We start from the raw sequence: 17,068 nt of genomic DNA, 5'->3' as shown, positions 1-17,068 counted from the left end.
AAAGGTGATCTTTAGTGAAAGAGGACGGACTGACAGACGCTGTGCAGGAGGCCGGGGCTGTCGAGTTGCTGCTGATAAGGCACGGTGAGAGCGAAGGCAACGTGGCCGCAACCGAGGCGCACCTGTCCGGAGCGGAAATCATCGATGTGCCTGCGAGGGATCCCGATGTGAACCTGTCCGGGACCGGGCAAGAGCAGGCCAAAGCCCTGGGAACGGCGTTGGCCAGGATCGCAGAGGAGCTGCGGCCCGATGCCGTAGTGTCCTCCCCTTACGCACGCGCCCGGCAAACAGCGGAAATCGCGGTCGAAACGGCGGGTTGGCCCGTGAAAGTGCTCACGGACGAGCGCCTGCGTGACCGTGAACTGGGAATCCTGGACCGGCTGACACGTCGCGGAGTGGAGAGCAGGTACCCCGATGAGGCCGAGCGGCGGCTCTGGCTCGGCAAGCTGTACTACCGGCCGCCGGGCGGCGAATCGTGGGCGGACGTTGCCCTGCGGCTGCGCTCGGTCCTGGACGAACTCAACACCCTCGCGGCAGGCCACCGGGTGATGTTGGTCTGCCATGACGCCGTGATCCTGCTGATCCGCTACGTCTTGGAGGGCATGTCCGAGGACGAAATCCTGGACCTTGCGGCGAGTACATCGGTACTCAATGCCTCGATCACACGCTATGTCCGTCCCAGTGGTGCGGGCCGTTGGGAATTGGAAAGCTTTAACGTGGCCGACCACCTGGCCGAGGAAGGCGTGACGGTCACAGAGCACTCCGGAGACGCCAGTGTCCACCCACAATGACCACAAAGAGCCCGCTCTGGTAACCCCCTCCCTGCTGCGTGACTGGCCATTGCCGGCACCGGGCGACAGCAAGTATTCACGGGGAGCAGTGCTGGTCATAGGTGGGGCACGTGCCACCCCGGGCGCGGCTCTGCTTGCCGGCACCGCCGCCCTTCGCGCGGGTGCAGGAAAAATATCGTTGGCGGTCGCTGAATCAGTGGCTGTGCAGGTGGGCGTTGCTTTCCCGGAGTGCGGGGCCCTGGGCCTGCCGGAAACGGATGACGGATCCTTAACCGGTAAAGGCCTGGACCGGATATCTTCCTATCTGGACGGTTCGGACGCGGTCCTGATCGGTCCTGGCCTGGACGATCTCGACCTGGCTGAGACGATGCTTCGGGCGCTGCTGGAGCGGGAGGAACAAAGCGGTGACCCGGACGGCGACGGCGGCCCCGCCGTCGTTCTTGACGCTTATGCGCTGGGGGCGCTGACCAAGCTGGAAGACCACATCGGGCCGTGGCGTGGCCGGCTGATCCTCACACCCAACCCCACGGAAGCCGGGATCCTGCTGGGCCGGGACGTGGACACTCTGGAAGGGGCCATTGTGGAGATCGCCCAACGCTTTGACGCCGTGGTCAGCTGCCAGGGCTACATTGCCGGGCCATCTACCCCGGACGCGGACACGGCAGGACTTTGGAAAATCACCACAGGCTACGGCGGCTTGGGGACATCGGGCAGCGGGGACGTCCTTGCCGGTGCCATTACCGGGTTGCGGGCCCGCGGAACCAGCGATGCGCAGGCTGCGTGCTGGGGCACTCACCTCCACGCGGCTGCGGCCGATCGCCTGGCCAGCAAGCTCGGTCCCTTGGGCTTCCTGGCCCGCGAGCTCAGCGACCAACTCCCTGCCCTCATGCTGGAGCTGAACACCTGACGCCCCAGCCAAACTACGCCGGTTTCAGCAGCTCGTGCTCCACTACCGCAGTGCGGGACAGGGTCTTGTAACCCTCCTGCTCGAACAGGACTGTGATGACGTCATCCTCGTGGCGCATCACCAGGCCCTGCCCCCACTCCTTGTGGATCACCGTTGATTGAAGCGGAAACGGCTCATCAGATGCTGCGGGCACAGGGTCCGTACCAGTCGGAGCTTCGGAAGGGTCCGCCGCCTCGGTGCACGTATCGCAATTGCCGCACGGCTGGGGCATGTCCTCGCCGAAGTACCCCAGGAGGAACTGGCGCCTGCAACCGTCCGTTTCAGCGTAGGCACGCATCATGGTGAGCCGGGATTGGTCTACGCGCTGCCGGGCCTCGGCCAGCTCGACCGCCCGCTCCACCAAAGCGGGCAGCTTGGCTTTGGACGTGAGCCGAACGCCACGTTTTCCGGGGGTAACGGCACTGGCTTCCTCGAGCTGGCTTACCAGCGCGGTGACCCGCCGCGGCGGGAAGCCGGTGAGCTCTGCAATGGCGCTCTTGGGAGCTGGCGACTTGGCGTTCTTCACCACGGTTAACACCGCGAGAAGAGCCTCGGGGTCCGGCGAATGGGTGCCGAAGAACTTCCGCAGCCCCAAGTCCTCCTCCCGGTAATGGAGGATGGCTGAGGCGGGCTCCCCGTCCCTGCCAGCACGTCCGATTTCCTGATAATAGGCATCCAGGGACTCCGGGATGTCCGCGTGCACGACGAACCGCACGTTTGCCTTGTCGATGCCCATACCGAACGCTGTCGTGGCCACCACAACGTCCAGTTCGTCGTCCAGGAATTGCTGGTGGATGCGTTCGCGTTCGGAGGCATTCCTGCCCGCGTGATAGGCCTCTGCACGGAGCCCGGCCTCGGCTAGCTTGCTGCTGTACTTTTCCGTGTCCTTGCGTGTTGCGGCGTAGAGCAGCCCCAAACCGTCGGTTTTGGCCAATGCGGCGACCTGTTCCACCACGGCCTTACGCTTGCCTTTGTCGTCCTGGTGGCGGACGACGTCGAGGCTGATGTTGGGGCGGTCGAAACCGCGGACCAGGATCAGTGGGTCCGTCATGCCCAGGCGCTCCACGATCTCGTCGCGCACCGGCGGGGAGGCCGTGGCGGTCAATGCCAGCACTGGCGGGTTGCCCAAGCGTTTGCGGACATTTCCCAGGTCCAGGTAGTCGGGCCGGAAGTCGTGACCCCAGGATGAAACACAATGCGCCTCGTCAACGACGAACATGGTGACGTCCATCGCGGCGATCCGGTCCACCGTCTCCTGCTTGGCCAGTTGCTCCGGCGCGAGGAAAAGGAATGTGGCACGGCCTGAACCCGCTGCCTCCCATGCGGCCTCCACGTCGGCATCACTGTGGGACGAGTTGACCGCGACCGCGGCGCCCTCCCCCAGGTCCTCGGCCAGGCCGTCGAGCTGGTCCTCCTGCAAGGCAATGAGGGGAGAAATCACGACGGCGGGTCGTCCCGTTTTGTTGTGAAGGTACTGGGCCGCCACCTGGTAGGTGGCGGACTTGCCGTACCCGGTTGGCATGACGGCCAGGACATCACGGCCCTCGACCAGGGCACTCATGCCGGCCAGTTGGCCGTCGCGCAAAGTTGTGAGGGAAAAGGAAGACGCCGCAAGGGCGGCGAGGGCAAGGTCATCGGACATTAAGAGGAAAGCTCCGCATAGGTGGTTCCTGCGGCCACTTGCATCAGCCGAGGTAACCAGCCTAGCGCGAGGCGAGGGCCGCCGTCGTCCGCGTCCTTGCGTTTGTGGATAACGACGCAACCCTCGCCCCGCCGCTCCGCTAGATGGGAGTTCCGAACTCGCGGATGGTTATTCCGGTGAAGGTGGCTGGGCCACCGTCGGCGTAGAGCGAAATGCCGGTGTCACCTTCAGCGAAATGCACCTGCTGCGACACCACTGTGTGCCCGGAATTGACGAAGACCTCCACGCTTTGGGTGTCGACAAAAATCCGCAGGTGCACTGACCGCGCGCCGGCGTCAATGGGCGCGGCAGCACGCGTGTAAGGCGTCAACGCGTATCCGCCCTGGTCTGACGGCGCACGGTCCACGTAGAGATCTCCACCGTATTTGCCAATATTGGTGTGCCGCGAACCGTCGGCGGAACGCCCCACGGACACCCCAACATTCGCTGCGGCATCCCAGGAAATGTCGAGCTCCAACTCATACGCGCGCCCGGACCACGGAAGCACTGCGCTTCCGTTCACCGTGCGATCAGGAAGCTGAACGGTGGCTGTCGCGTAGGACTCGAGAGCGGCGATGGGGGCGCTCAACAGGCTGTACCAGCCACCGGACTGGCGCTCCAGCCGAAGCTCCCGGACTATCGAGTTCTGCCCGTTGTAGCCATCCGTTGCGTCCGTGGGGACGTCCCGGGCAGCGTACTTCCAGTTGTTCATCCAGGCGACGGCGAGCCGCTTTGTTTCGGGCGCTTCCACGGCCGGCCACGTCACCGCGGCGTACCAATCCCACCCCCAGTCGAGCCACTGGGGCGTCAGGTTATCGGCTGTGAACTCCGTGCCGTTCCAGGAACCGGTCCAGTAGGCGTAGGTCATGGGCAGGCCAATGCTGTATGCATCCATGCTCGCCCCGAAGATCCAATGCCGGGTGCCGTCGTCGGCGGTCATCTCGTACAGATCGGGGCATTCGATCCCGCCGAGCGCGTGGTTGGGGTAGTCGAAGTTGGAGGTCCACTGCCAGTCGCGCAGGTTGGATGAGGTGTAGAAGGCTGCGTAGCGTGCCCGCCCGATGACACACACCCATTCGTTCCGTGCGGTGTCCCAGTGGATCTTCGGGTCACGGAACCACTCGGCATTTTCGACCTCCGCGGGCGTCGTGGCGGCGCGACCGTCGGTGTTCACAATCACCGGGTCCGGCAGCGCTGTGAAGGTAAAGCCGCCGTCCGTGGACCAATAGAGGTATTGCTCCTGGTACTTGCGGATCCCGTCCGTGGGCTTGGTCGCGAGGGCGATCACCGCCCCCGCGCCATAGCCCGCCGTGTTCGCTGTATCCACCACCGCCGATCCTGACCACACAGGAAAATCGGGTTGGAGCGGCATCACCACACCGTGGTGGGTGAACGAGACGCCATCATTGGTGGTCGCGTGGTCCCATCCGCCCTGGCCGTTGTTGATGCTGGAGTGCAGGTAATAGAGCTGGTAGGCGCCGTTGGTGTGGACCGGCCGTTGGGGATCACACAGCCAACCAGACGGCGGTGTCATGTGGTAAACCGCCCTGAGGGAGGGCGCCGCTTGGGCTGTTCCGGCGGCGACGCCTCCCATGAGCAGCGCCAAAGCGCCCGCTCCCGTCCCTTGCAGGACTGTTCGGCGTGAAAATTCGAGCGTCATGAAGTGGTTCCTCTCAAGCATTCAGTGGCATGAGGGCGTGACAAAGGGGCCGGCCAGGGTGTGGCCGGGCGCGCAAAAGCTACGCCGTCATAGGGCTGGAGAACATGTTTCGATGACGGTGACCAGGTCAGCCCGCTCGGCGTCGAGGGAGCGCGGTTTGTCATCGGTAGCTAGGACCATAGTGGCTTCCCGAGGCAACGGTCAAGCGTTTTAGCACCGGAAGAATATTTTGCTAAAACGCTTGATCAATGGATGTGACCTGCGCTACCTTCATGGTGATCAAACGCTTTAGCAGAATGGACATCAGCGAAGATGAAACGCTCAGTCTTCTTCCAGCCCGCCGACGGATGGGTTGGGGACCTCATCCCCTTCGAGAAGGACGGGGAGTTCTGGCTCTTCTACCTTCATGAAGAACGCTCCCACCCCAAGCCCGGAACGGCATGGAACCTGGTCACCACCAAAGACCTCACCCAGTTCGAAAACCACGGTGTCGCCCTGCCGCACGGAACCGAGGACGAACCGGACTTCAATGCCTACACAGGCAGCGTGACAGTCGACGGTGACGGCACCCACCATCTGTTCTACACCGGCCAAAATCCGCGAAACCTGGGCCCTGACGGCGCTCCCCTCCAACTGGTCATGCACGCCACCAGTACTGACGGGATGCGGAGCTGGACCAAGCACCCGGAGCTCACCTTCGGCGCACCGGAGGGGTACGAGACCGGCGACTGGCGCGACCCCTTCGTCTTTTACGATCAGGAAAGCGGACTCTGGCGCATGCTCATCGCAGCCCGGCACTCCAAGGGCCCCGAACGCCGCCGGGGTGTCATCGCCCAGTGCGTCTCCCGGGATTTGATGACCTGGGATTATGCGGATCCGTTCTGGGACCCGCGCCGCTACATCACCCACGAGTGCCCGGACGTTTTCCAGTGGGGCGACTGGTGGTACATGGTGTACTCCGAGTTCTCCGAATCGTTCACCACCAGGTACCGCATGGCCAAAAGTCCCACCGGTCCATGGTCGGTACCCGAGCTGGACAGCATCGACGGCCGCGCCTTCTACGCTTCGAAGAGCGCCGCCCGCGACGATCGGCGATTCTTCTTCGGCTGGATAGCCAGCAAGGAAGGCAACGCCGACGACGGTGCGTGGCAGTGGGCGGGCACCATGTCCGTCCTGGAAGCCCGCCAGAACCCGGACGGGACGCTCGGGTTCGGTTTTGCCGACGAACTCGTGGAGAGCTTCTGGGAGGACGTGCCGGTAACGCTGCCCGTTCCAATGCCGGCCACCCTGGACGTGCCGGACAACTACTCCGCCATGGTGTCGAACGAGGAACTGCCCAGCCAGTTCTACGCGAAGGCCGTGTTCGACATAGCGCCCAACACCACCGAATGCGGGCTGCTGCTCCGGTCAAGCCACGACGGCGACCAGTCCTACGTGCTGCGCCTCGAACCCAAACGGGGCCGACTGGTCCTCGATCGTTGGCCCCGTGAAGTGACCGGCGATGCCCAGTGGCAGGTGTCGGGCGATGTGCCCTTCGACATCGCCTTGGAACGCCCCTGCCACCTCGCCGCAGGCAAGCACACGCTCGAGGTGATGGTCGACGGCGACACGTGCGTCGCCGTCGTCGACCGCCAAGTGGCGCTGAGCGCAAGGATCTACGACCGCCCCACCGGACGGATCGGCGTCTTCGCCGGCGAAGGCGCGGTCACCGTGGCCGAACTTGAGATACGCCAACGCACCGACAACTGAATAACCCCAACCCATCATTCCGACCAATCAAGGGAGATTGTCCCCATGAAGAAACTTTTCCGGGCCGCAGCCGTTGCGGCTGCCTGCGCGCTGGCGCTGACGGCGTGTGGTGGCGGCGGCACCGCGGGCAACCCAACCGACGTGAGTCCTACCGGCGAGATCAAGCCCCGCGAAATTTCCTGGCTGCTGTCCCGGCCCGCCGACGGCGCCGTCATCAACATCATGAAGAAGCTCGCCGATGACTACGCCAAGGACCACCCCGGCTTCGCGCTGAACCTCATCACCACCCCGGACCGCCCCTCTTACATCCAAAAGCTCGAAACGTTGGCCGCCGCGAACAAGCTCCCTGAACTGTTCGACACGGACGCCACCCCCTTCGCCCAGCAGCTGGCCAAGCAGGGCAAGATGGTTGACGCCGACAAACTGCTCAAATCCTTGGGGGTCTACGACGACTACCGCCCCGGGGCCCTGGACTACCAGCGCTTCGACGACGGCTCCCTGTACATGATTCCGTTCCAGTTCGAGCTCGAATTCATGTGGTACAACAAGGCACTGCTGCAAAAGGCCGGCGTTTCCGTTCCGAAGTCCCTCGATGACATCCCTGCCATGTGCACGGCGTTGAGGAAGGCCGGCATCACCCCCATTGCTCTGGACGGACAGGACCAGTGGCCGTTGGAACGCTACGTCGCCTACCAGCCGTTCCGTGAAGCCGGGCCGGAGTTCGTGCAGAAACTGAAGAAGGGCGAGGCCTCATTCGCCGACCCGGCCGGGAAAAAGACGGTGGGGTGGCTGGCCGAACTTGGCAAGGCCAACTGCTTCCAGGACGGGTTCTCGGCCCAAGGCTATTCGGACGCCCAGAACCAGTTCACCTCCGGCCAAGCAGCCATGTACAACATCGGAACCTGGGAACTCCCCAGCCTTGCCACCGACAAACTGAACCCTGCCGTGCGGAACGACATCGACTTCTTCACCCTCCCCACCACAGAAGGAGCGGTAACGGCCGCGAACGAGTACGTCTCACCCTCGGGAATCGGCATGGCCGTGAACTCCAAGACCTACGATCCGCTGGTCAGCGACTTCCTGAAGTTCGCCCTGGGGAAGTATCCGGCGGAATACGCCGCAACCGGCGCCCTGTCCCCCACCACCACCGTCCAAACCGCGGTGCCGGCGAACGCCACGCCGCTGTACAAGAAGGCCCTCGACGCTGCGAACGGCCTCGGGAGCAAGCAGGCCATGCCGTGGGACACCCAACTGGACCCAACCACCAACGGCAGGTTGCAGCAGGAACTCGTCCTCCTTGTGCAGGGAAACATCACCCCTGAACAGTTCACGCAAACGATGGACGACGCCATCAAGCAGAACGCGCCCAAGTTCTTCAAGTAGACACACATGCGGGGGGCTGCAAAAGCCCCCCGCACCGAAAGGCCCACCATGCTTCCCAACAGGTCAAGGACATCAGTCCTGGTATTCCTGCTCCCGCCCCTCCTGCTCTATTGCGCAGCCGTGCTTTTCCCGATCCTCCAGTCGTTGTTCCTGAGCTTCTTCTCGTGGAACGGCATCAGCGACATGGAGTTCGTCGGACTGGCGAATTACGTCAGGATGCTCACTGCCGATGACATTTTCTGGCGCTCATTCTTCAATGCCCTGCTTTACCTGGTCATCTGCCTGGTCCTGCAACTCGGCGGCGCCCTGGTGGTCGCCAGCCTGCTGACCTCCCTGCGTCGCGGCCGGGAACTCATCAAGACCCTCTACTTGCTGCCCGCCGTCATCTCGACCGTAGCCATTGCGTTCCTTTTCGTGCGCATCTACTCGATCGACCCCGTGGGCCTGCTGAACCAGTTGTTGCACTGGGTAGGCCTGGGGTCCTTGGAGAGGGCGTGGCTCTCTGATGTGAACACCGTCCTGGCAGCAGTGTCCGCGCCCGAAGGCTGGCGCTTCACGGGACTTTACATGCTCATCATCTACGCGGCCCTCATCGCCGTACCCAAGGAGCTCGAAGAAGCCGCGGTCCTTGACGGCGCCTCCAAATGGACGCTTTTCACCAAGATCCGGTTCCCGTACATCCGCCCGGTATGGATCACCACAACCATCATGGCCACCACCTATGGCCTGCGCGGGTTCGACATCCCCTACCTGATGACCAACGGAGGCCCGGGTCAATCGTCCGAGCTGCTGACTACCTACATGTACAAGACAGCATTCACCAGTACCGATTTCGGGTACGCAAGCACCATCTCCGTGTTCATCGTGATCGAGTGCCTCGTCGCCGTCGGCCTCATCCTGTTCATGCTCAAGCGGAAGGCAGACTCATGATCGCCCAGACAGCTCCGGCCACTACCCGCACCGCCCCACCACCGGCACCCGTTTACAAGCCGCGGCGCCGCAAGCCCAGCCTCTACCGGACCCTGTCGCGGGTCCTGATCATGCTCATCGTGATTGTCCAGGTCTACCCTCTGGCATGGCTGTTCCTCACCAGCCTTCGCACCGAACAGGACTTCGCCACGGGAGACCCGTTCGCGCTTCCCGGTTCCCTCACCTGGGAGAACTACGCCCGCGCCTTCGAAACGGGAGACCTGGGCCGGAATATCCTCAACAGCTTCATCGTGACCATGGGCGCCAACCTGCTCATTGTCTTGTTCGGAATGATGGCCGCCTACGCCATCCAGGTTCTGGGCTTCCGGTTCAGCCGGTTCGTTCGGGGCCTGTTCCTGGTCGGGATTATTGTTCCCGTCCAAATCGCACTTGTCCCGCTCTTCATCGATTACTCAACCGTGAACCTGCTGGACACCTATCAGTCGATGATTATCCCGCTGGCCGGATTTGCCCTCCCGATGTCGGTTTACCTGTTCTCGTCATTCTTCGAATACATTCCCCGCGAAACCTACGAAGCCGCTTCCTTGGACGGCGCCGGACCATACCGGATATTCGGTCTCATCACCCTGCCGTTGTCATTGAACACCGTGGTCACAGTGGTCCTGGTCAACAGCATCTTTATCTGGAACGACTTCATTTTCGCCAACACGTTTGTCCTTTCGGAGGAACTGAAAACTATCCCGTTGGGCCTGCAAAACTACATCGGCGCCATGGGCAAGGTTGACTGGACGGCCACCTTCGCAGCAGTGTGCGTAACCATCACGCCATTGCTCCTGGTTTTCCTGGTGCTGAACAAGGCCATGATCCAGGGCCTTGAAAGCGGGGCGACCAAGGGATGACGGCATCCACGGGCGGATATACTCCTGGTGGAGGACAGATGATTTCGCAGGAGAAAAATCCGGGCAACGCGGCCACCCCCGACGTTCCTGTCACAAGGGACCGCGTACATCCAGTGACCCTCCGCGAAGTGGCAGAAGCAGCCGGCGTTTCCACGGCCACAGTTTCCCTGGTGATCAACAAGAAAAAGAACGCGCGCATCGCGGACGAAACGCGCCGGCGCGTCAACGACGCCATTCGGCAGCTCGGATACCGTCCCAATGCGATGGCCAAGAACCTGGTCAGTGGAACCTCAAAGTTCATCGGGCTGGTAGCCGACGGAGTTGCTACCACCCCCTTCGCCGGCCAGATCATCCACGGCGCACAGGACGAAGCCTGGAAACACGGGTACGCGCTCCTGATAGCCAACACCGAGGGCAACGTGGACCTGGAAAAAGACGCCATCGCCATGATGCTGGAGTACAAGGTCCGCGGCATCCTGTATTCCACCTGGTTCCACCGGCCCACCGAGGTTCCGTCGACGTTGCGGGAATCCGATTTTGTCCTGGTCAACTGCTTTTCGCCGGATTCGCCGTCTGCCCGGGCTGTGATTCCGGACGAGGCCCAGGGCGGGCAGTCGGCAACGGAGATCCTCCTCCGCGGAGGCCACCGCCGGATCGCCTTCATCAACACCACCACCCCTGCCCCGGCAAAGGACGGGCGGCTCGCCGGCTACCGTGCAGCGCTGGATGCTGCGGGCATACCATTCGACCCTTCACTGGTTCTGGAGGCCTACCCGGACCAGGAAGGCGGCTACGGCGCCACCGGCGAGCTCTTGGAACTCGACGTGTCCGCCGTCTACTGCTACAACGACCGGATGGCCATGGGCCTGTACGACGGCCTGCGGGAGAACGGCCTGTCCATCCCGGACGACATCGCGGTGGTGGGGTTCGACAACCAGGAAGTCATCGCAGCACACCTTCGCCCGCCACTCTCCACCGTATCGTTGCCCCACTACGAGCTCGGGGCGGCCGGCGTCCGCATGCTGCTGGGCCTTGAGGCAGCCCCGGACGGTGCTGCTTTGAAAATCGAATGCCCGGCTGTTGAGCGTGCTTCCGTCGCCGTTCACTCGGCGGCATAGACACGGGTATCCGCCTGCGACTTGGCACGCACACCTCCACGTGCCTAAGGTAGAAATCGTAAGCCTACTTAGCTTTTCCGTCCGAGTTCCACGATGAAGGACCAGGAGGACCACCATGACTGACCAGTACACCTTCCGAAACCCGGTCACCGCCTACGAGCACATTTCCCCGCCCAAGCAGCACCAGCCTGAGCCCGGCCTCGACGCAGAATTGACGCCGAAGGCGGACCTGGGCGAAGAAGGCTACCGGGGCACGGGGCGGCTGGAAGGACGCAAAGCGATCATCACCGGAGCCGACTCCGGCATCGGAGCCGCTACCGCCATCGCCTTCGCACGCGAGGGAGCCGACGTCGTCCTTTCCTACCTGCCCGAAGAGGAAGAAGACGCGGCCCGGATCGCCAACCTCATCGAAGCCGCAGGCCGCAAGGCCGTCAAGGTTCCCGGCGACCTCAAGGACTCAACCACCTGCCAGGAACTCGTGGACACCGCCGTCGCTGTGTTGGGCGGGGTGGACATCCTGGTCAACAACGCCGGCAAGCAGGTGGCCCAGAAGGACCTCGCCGACATCACGGACGAGCAGTTCGACCACACGCTGAAGACCAACGTGTACGCGATGTTCTGGTTGACCAAGGCCGCCCTCCCGCACTTGGAGCCAGGCTCAACCATCATCAACACCACCTCCATCCAGGCCTACAACCCCTCGCCGACGCTGGTCGATTACGCCACCACCAAGGCAAGCATCAACAACTTCACCAAGGGCCTGGCGCAGCAGCTTGCGCCCAAGGGAATCCGTGTGAACGCGGTGGCTCCAGGACCGATCTGGACACCGTTGCAGGTCAGCAGCGGACAGCCGAAGGAGGAACTGCCCGAATTCGGCCATTCGACTCCCCTGGGCCGCGCCGGCCAACCCGCTGAGCTCGCCCCGGCGTATGTCTTCCTCGCCTCGCCTGAATCCAGCTACGTGGTGGGCGAAACGCTGAACGTCAACGGCGGCAACCCCACCCCGTAGGACCGCTCTAACTGAATAACGACGCCGGTGCCTCCCCCGTGCGGGGAGGCACTGTTGCGTTTGGCGCGAGTCTTGAGGTTTTCCTGAGGGACTGTTGCGGGTTTGCAGGATTGGTTCTTGAGGGTGGCCCGGCACAGTAGTTCTTGTCAGCCAGAGAGGCTGGAACGAAGAACGGCCGGCCGGTCTCACGGTGGCCTACCGAAAGGACACTGATTCCCATGGCCATCAGCCTCAAGACCACCTCCGGCAAGATCCTCGCTTCCGTCGCACTGGTCGGCACCGCAGCCGCCGTCGCCGGCATGGGAACCTACGGCGCGTTCACCTCCTCGACCTCCGCCTCACAGGCCGTCACCGCAGGAACCGTCACCATCGCCCTGGGCACCGGCGCCAACAACACCCTCAACGTCCCCGTCGCGGGCCTGCTGCCCGGGGACAAAGTCGAAAAGCTCGTCACCCTGGCCAACACCGGCAACTCCGATCTGAACAACGTCACCCTCACCACCTCCGCCGGTGCCACCGGATCCCTGCTCACCACCGACACCACCAACGGCCTGCAGCTGACCATCGAGAACTGCTCCGTTGCCTGGACCGGCACCGCCGCCCCCTACACCTGCGCCGGCACCAAAACCACCGTCCTGGCCTCGGCCCCCGTCATCACCGCGAACAAGGTCCTGAACAACCTGACCTCCCTGACCAGCACCAAGACCGACAACCTCAAAGTCACCACCGCCTTCCCCACCACCGCGGACAACACCTTCCAAGGCGCCACCTCCACCATCGCCTTCTCCTTCACCGGCACCCAACGCACCGAAACCACCAAGTAACCAACCACCGCACCACCAAGCTCCGGGGACCGGCCTGTTTGCCCTTCAGGCCGGTCCCCGGTCCACACCCGAAAGGAAGTCCAGGAATGAGCGCACCGCGAAACAACCGTGAGGGCCTCGACCTGGACCGGCTCCGCAGCCTCGCCGATGACCTCGGCGACCCTGCCCCGGCGTTGCGGTTCCTGACCAAGTACCTGTCCATGCTTACCGGCCGCGTTGAACGGATCGCACGGGCCGTGGAACAGGGAGACGAGGAAGAGACCACCAATGCTGTCCTGAGCCTGAAGATCAGCTCAGCGATGGTTGGGGCGATCGAAACGGAGCACCAATGCCGGGCCATCGAATCCATGATCAGGGAAGACCACTTCGACTACGCGGCCGACGCGCTTCCAGCCCTCCGGCAGACCGCGGACCGCTGCGTGGCAGCCCGATCTGACCTCATCAGCGCGGCCCACGCCTCCATGACGCGGCACGGTGGATTCTTCCGGGCCTGAAGGGCCTGGCACTAGTTGATGATCTCGCCCCGTTCGTCCGCAAGGATGGCGCCCAGGCGTTCCTTCCAGGCACTCAGCGCCTCCGGGGTCAGACGGGTCCAGTCGGTCACTTCGCCGATCACGCGGAGTGGGGCGGTGCTCCGATACGAACGGGTGGGGTTGCCCGGAAACTTCTTGTCCGTCACGTTCGGATCATCCTCGAAGGGTCCGGTCGGTTCCACAGCGTAGACCCGCGGCTCACCCTCCCCGGCTGCGAGCTCAGCGGCAAGTCCCGCACCGTCCCTCAGAGCAGTGAAGTAGATGTGGTTCATAATCACTTCCGGACGGTAGTTGGACCTGAAGCCCGCCCTCAGGAGGTCTCCCTCCCGGAGATCTGCCTTGGTGCCATGGAAGAAGGGGCCGTCGTCACGAGGTTGGGTCACGGGACCACCCTAACCCCGCGACACGAAGCTCCGTAGCGTTCAACCGGGCTGAGGCGGATCGGTCCGCCCTGACCACTAGGCTGGCCGTATGCCTTCGCCGTGGACATTCCTCATTGCATTGCACGCCATCGCCGCAGGCTACGCGCTGATCTTCGGCGCCGTGAACCTGCTCCGCCGCAACAAAGGCAGTGTGGCGCACAGGATTCTGGGCCGTATCTGGGCTGTGGCAATGTACGTAGTGGTGCTTACCTCCTTCGGGATCCGGACCATTGACGGCGGGTTCAACTGGCTCCATGCTCTCTCGGTTCTGACTTTCTGCACGCTGACCGTCGGCTTATGGTCGGTACGCACAGGCAACATCCGAGCCCACCAACGCTTCATGACCGGGAGTTACTTTGGCCTTGTCGGAGCCTTCATCGGTGTCGTCGCCGTACCTGACAGGCGGCTCCCCCAGATGGCTGTTCACGACCTCGCGGCCCTCACCCTGTGGGCTGGAGCCCTCGCACTCACCGCAGGACTCACCGTTGCCGGCCTGCTGCAATTGCGCCCAGGACCGGGGCCCAGCCCAGCATCCGGGAGCAGGGATAAAGTGGCACAGTGAACTTCGCCGAAGCGCCCGACGGCACCGGACTCGCCTGGACGTCCGAGGGCGAAGGCGAGCCACTGCTCCTCATCGCCGGACAGGCAACGGCAATGGATGGTTGGGGCCCGACGGCGGAACTCTTGTCGCGCTTTTACCGCGTCATCCGCTTCGATCACCGAGGGATTGGACGGAGTGGGCGGGGTGACGCCGATCGGTACACCACGCGGCTCCTCGCCGAAGACGCAGCAGCTGTCCTCTCCGCCGCCGGAGCGGACAACGCACATGTGTACGGCCACTCAATGGGTGGGCGCGTTGGGCAATGGTTGGCCATTGATCATCCGGAGACGGTCCGCACCTTGATCCTCGCCGCCACCAGTGGCGGCAAATGGCCGGATCCGGCAACCCAACCCGAAAGAGCCGCCCTCGAAGCGCTGGTGGGCGGCGACATGTCCCGGCTCGAACCGCTCTTCTTCGACGCCGACTGGGTCCAGCGCAATCCTGACGCGACGCATGCTTTCTTCAATTCCCCGGCCTCGGCATGGGCCAAAGCCCGGCATTTCAGGGCGAGCCGGGACCACGACGCGTGGAGCGCACTGGGGTCCATCAAGGCACCCACTTTGATACTTCATGGGACTGTTGACCGGCTCACCCCATTGCCCAATGCCCTGCTCCTCCGCCGGCATATTCCCCGGTCAGTGCTGGTGCGGGTGCCCGGCGCTGGTCACGGTCTCCATTTGGACCGCCCCGAAACAGTCGATTGGATCCGTCAATTCATCGCCCGCACAACGTGAACGCAAGCCTCCCTGGCTGCGCGGCTTATCCGACCGGCTGGAGTTTAGGATCCTCACCGAGTTGGCTGGTGGGCACTTTGTAGGTTTCCCTCAGGCGGACCATGGATGTTGGTTCCCTCCCATCATCCGGTTCAGGCAGAAGCGTTGGTCCGCAGCGGTCGTAGACGTTCGACTGAGCGCCGGCAACATGAGAACCAGGGACGCTGATATTCTCATTTCACACTCACTATGAGAAAATCAGGGTTAAACCTTCTCAAAGGAAACCATGGACTCCCAGGCTAGACACCCGCACGGCATCCCTGCCGGCGGACAGTTTGCCGCAAACCCGCACGCCGAACCAAGCGTCTCCCTGTTCGACGGCGCCGGGGGCTGGCCGGCAATTGGCTATGAGGAGCATCCGTGGGAAACCGACCCCAACCGTGGCGCCTCCCGACGGCAGCGGCTGCTGGCCCGCGGACCCTATGAGGCCGCAGTCGCTCCCGAGATCGCTGGCCTGGATCCGGCCATTGATTCCCGAACCCAGGCGTTGGCAGAAGCGGCGACAGTGGAGATGGTCCGCTTCGACTCTGAGCTGGGCCGGGATACCACACCGTTCGCGGCGCTGCTACTGCGCAGCGAGTCCGCCTCCAGCTCCCAGATTGAGAACCTGACCGCTGGCGCCCGCAAGATCGCCCTGGCCCAGCTTGGTGACACCTCCAGCACAAACGCCTCACTGATCGCCTCCAATGTCAGGGCCCTGCAGGCTGCGATCGACCTGTCCGAGGACCTGTCAGTGCAGAACATCGCGGTCATGCACCACGCCCTGCTGAACGCCTCAGACGAAAACATCGCCGGTGAGTACCGGGACGCGCAGAACTGGATCCGCGGCAACTCCCCACACACGGCCGAGTTCGTCCCGCCCCACCCGGATCGGGTGATGCCGGCAGTCGAGGACCTGGTGACCTTCATGCAGCGTGACGACATCCCGGCCCTGACCCAAGCGGCGATCGCGCACGCCCAGTTCGAAACCATCCACCCATTCGCCGACGGCAACGGCCGCACCGGGCGAGCCATCGTCAGCGCCCTGCTGCGTGCTAAGGGCGTCACCGAGAACGTCACCGTGCCCGTGTCCTCGGGATTGCTGACCGATACCCGCCTGTACTTCCACGCACTGGGCGCCTACCGCGAAGGGGACATCCAGCCGATCGTGGAGCGCTTTGCCGAGTCCGCTGTCCGCGCCGTCGACAACGGCCGGCAACTGACGACAGACATTGAGGCGGTAGAAGCAAGCTACAGGGAACGCCTGGCGGGTGCACCCTCATCCGTCCGTAAAGTCCTGGACCTGGTACCAAAGGAGCCGGCACTGACGGCTGAAATGGTCGCCGAACACACTGGGGCCTCCATGGCCACCGCCTACCGGGCAGTGGAACGGCTGGAACACGCGGGCGTCTTGGCATCCGCCGGAAAAATCCGCGGCACCCGGGTTTGGGTGGCTCCGGACATCATCGCAGCCCTGGACGCCTTCGCCGACCGGGCAGGACGCAGAAACAGGCATCGATAAAGACCGGACGCGTTCTACAGAGCAGCAGAAAAACCCCTCCATCCCGGCAAGCGCCGGAATGGAGGGGTTCGTGGAGCCCCCTGTCGGATTCGAACCGACGACCCCCGCTTTACAAGAGCGGTGCTCTGGCCAACTGAGCTAAGGAGGCGAAACAACACAACAGCGCCGCCGAAACAACGCTAGACAAGGTTAGCCCACACCCTCCCCCGCAACGAAATTCACACGCAGGGCGGTACCACGAGACTCAA

At 63.4% G+C, this 17,068-nt stretch carries 16 protein-coding genes and 1 tRNA gene; 13 read left to right on the top strand and 4 right to left on the bottom strand.

Annotated features, from left to right (window positions below):
• Positions 1–14: 14 nt before the first annotated feature.
• Both QRM57_RS05665 and QRM57_RS05660 read left to right on the top strand, forming a co-directional pair.
• Entirely contained in the window at positions 15–791 is a 777-nt protein-coding gene (locus QRM57_RS05665; protein ID WP_284985874.1) for a histidine phosphatase family protein, read from the top strand.
• The gene (locus QRM57_RS05660; RefSeq protein WP_284985873.1) at positions 775–1,698 is read left to right on the top strand and encodes an NAD(P)H-hydrate dehydratase; all 924 of its coding nucleotides are present in this window, start codon (positions 775–777) and stop codon (positions 1,696–1,698) included. Before QRM57_RS05665 ends, QRM57_RS05660 begins: the two co-directional genes overlap by 17 nt.
• 13 nt (positions 1,699–1,711) lie before the next feature.
• Here QRM57_RS05660 and QRM57_RS05655 read toward each other — a convergent pair whose 3' ends face one another.
• Entirely contained in the window at positions 1,712–3,379 is a 1,668-nt protein-coding gene (locus QRM57_RS05655; protein WP_284985872.1) for a RecQ family ATP-dependent DNA helicase, read from the bottom strand.
• 139 nt (positions 3,380–3,518) lie between these two features.
• The gene (locus tag QRM57_RS05650; protein WP_257368987.1) at positions 3,519–5,078 is read right to left on the bottom strand and encodes a glycoside hydrolase family 32 protein; all 1,560 of its coding nucleotides are present in this window, start codon (positions 5,076–5,078) and stop codon (positions 3,519–3,521) included.
• A 312-nt stretch (positions 5,079–5,390) separates the two neighbouring features.
• Between QRM57_RS05650 and QRM57_RS05645 the strand changes: the two genes are divergently transcribed.
• The 8 genes from QRM57_RS05645 to QRM57_RS05610 all read left to right on the top strand — a co-directional run bounded on the left by QRM57_RS05645 (position 5,391) and on the right by QRM57_RS05610 (position 13,484).
• A complete protein-coding gene (locus QRM57_RS05645; RefSeq protein ID WP_257368988.1) occupies positions 5,391–6,827 on the top strand; it encodes a glycoside hydrolase family 32 protein in 1,437 nt (478 codons plus the stop codon).
• Between the two features lie 45 nt (positions 6,828–6,872).
• On the top strand, positions 6,873–8,210 hold the full coding sequence (locus QRM57_RS05640; RefSeq protein WP_284985871.1) for an ABC transporter substrate-binding protein: 1,338 nt from the start codon (positions 6,873–6,875) through the stop codon (positions 8,208–8,210).
• Positions 8,211–8,258: 48 nt separating this feature from the next.
• Positions 8,259–9,140 carry a carbohydrate ABC transporter permease gene (locus QRM57_RS05635; protein WP_257368990.1) on the top strand — a complete coding sequence of 294 codons (882 nt, stop codon included), beginning with the start codon at positions 8,259–8,261 and terminating at the stop codon, positions 9,138–9,140.
• Entirely contained in the window at positions 9,137–10,039 is a 903-nt protein-coding gene (locus tag QRM57_RS05630) for a carbohydrate ABC transporter permease (RefSeq protein WP_284985870.1), read from the top strand. Before QRM57_RS05635 ends, QRM57_RS05630 begins: the two co-directional genes overlap by 4 nt.
• Positions 10,040–10,077: 38 nt before the next feature.
• Positions 10,078–11,157 carry a LacI family DNA-binding transcriptional regulator gene (locus QRM57_RS05625; RefSeq protein WP_284985869.1) on the top strand — a complete coding sequence of 360 codons (1,080 nt, stop codon included), beginning with the start codon at positions 10,078–10,080 and terminating at the stop codon, positions 11,155–11,157.
• Between the two features lie 115 nt (positions 11,158–11,272).
• A complete protein-coding gene (locus QRM57_RS05620) occupies positions 11,273–12,166 on the top strand; it encodes a glucose 1-dehydrogenase (RefSeq protein ID WP_284985868.1) in 894 nt (297 codons plus the stop codon).
• 218 nt (positions 12,167–12,384) lie between these two features.
• Entirely contained in the window at positions 12,385–12,990 is a 606-nt protein-coding gene (locus QRM57_RS05615) for a TasA family protein (protein WP_257368994.1), read from the top strand.
• 86 nt (positions 12,991–13,076) lie between these two features.
• Complete coding sequence (locus QRM57_RS05610; RefSeq protein ID WP_284985867.1) at positions 13,077–13,484, top strand: Hpt domain-containing protein; 408 nt, start codon at positions 13,077–13,079, stop codon at positions 13,482–13,484.
• Between the two features lie 11 nt (positions 13,485–13,495).
• On the opposite strand, the gene arr is transcribed toward QRM57_RS05610, so the two are convergent.
• Positions 13,496–13,906 (bottom strand): NAD(+)--rifampin ADP-ribosyltransferase, encoded by a 411-nt coding sequence (arr, locus tag QRM57_RS05605; protein WP_284985866.1) that lies wholly within the window; start codon positions 13,904–13,906, stop codon positions 13,496–13,498.
• A gap of 88 nt (positions 13,907–13,994) precedes the next feature.
• On the opposite strand from arr, the gene QRM57_RS05600 reads away from it, so the two are divergent.
• The 3 genes from QRM57_RS05600 to QRM57_RS05590 all read left to right on the top strand — a co-directional run bounded on the left by QRM57_RS05600 (position 13,995) and on the right by QRM57_RS05590 (position 16,820).
• Positions 13,995–14,507, top strand: coding sequence for a DUF2306 domain-containing protein (locus QRM57_RS05600; protein WP_284985865.1), 513 nt, complete (start codon positions 13,995–13,997; stop codon positions 14,505–14,507).
• The gene (locus QRM57_RS05595) at positions 14,504–15,280 is read left to right on the top strand and encodes an alpha/beta fold hydrolase (RefSeq protein ID WP_284985864.1); all 777 of its coding nucleotides are present in this window, start codon (positions 14,504–14,506) and stop codon (positions 15,278–15,280) included. Before QRM57_RS05600 ends, QRM57_RS05595 begins: the two co-directional genes overlap by 4 nt.
• 265 nt (positions 15,281–15,545) lie before the next feature.
• The gene (locus QRM57_RS05590) at positions 15,546–16,820 is read left to right on the top strand and encodes a Fic family protein (protein ID WP_257368999.1); all 1,275 of its coding nucleotides are present in this window, start codon (positions 15,546–15,548) and stop codon (positions 16,818–16,820) included.
• A 71-nt stretch (positions 16,821–16,891) separates the two neighbouring features.
• On the opposite strand, the gene QRM57_RS05585 is transcribed toward QRM57_RS05590, so the two are convergent.
• Positions 16,892–16,968: transfer RNA gene (locus tag QRM57_RS05585), tRNA-Thr, on the bottom strand.
• Between the last annotated feature and the right edge of the window lie 100 nt (positions 16,969–17,068).

Origin of the sequence: Arthrobacter sp. fls2-241-R2A-172 (assembly GCF_030208885.1) — a bacterium.
Classification (GTDB): domain Bacteria; phylum Actinomycetota; class Actinomycetes; order Actinomycetales; family Micrococcaceae; genus Arthrobacter.
This window is presented reverse-complemented; position numbering and strand designations above follow the sequence as displayed.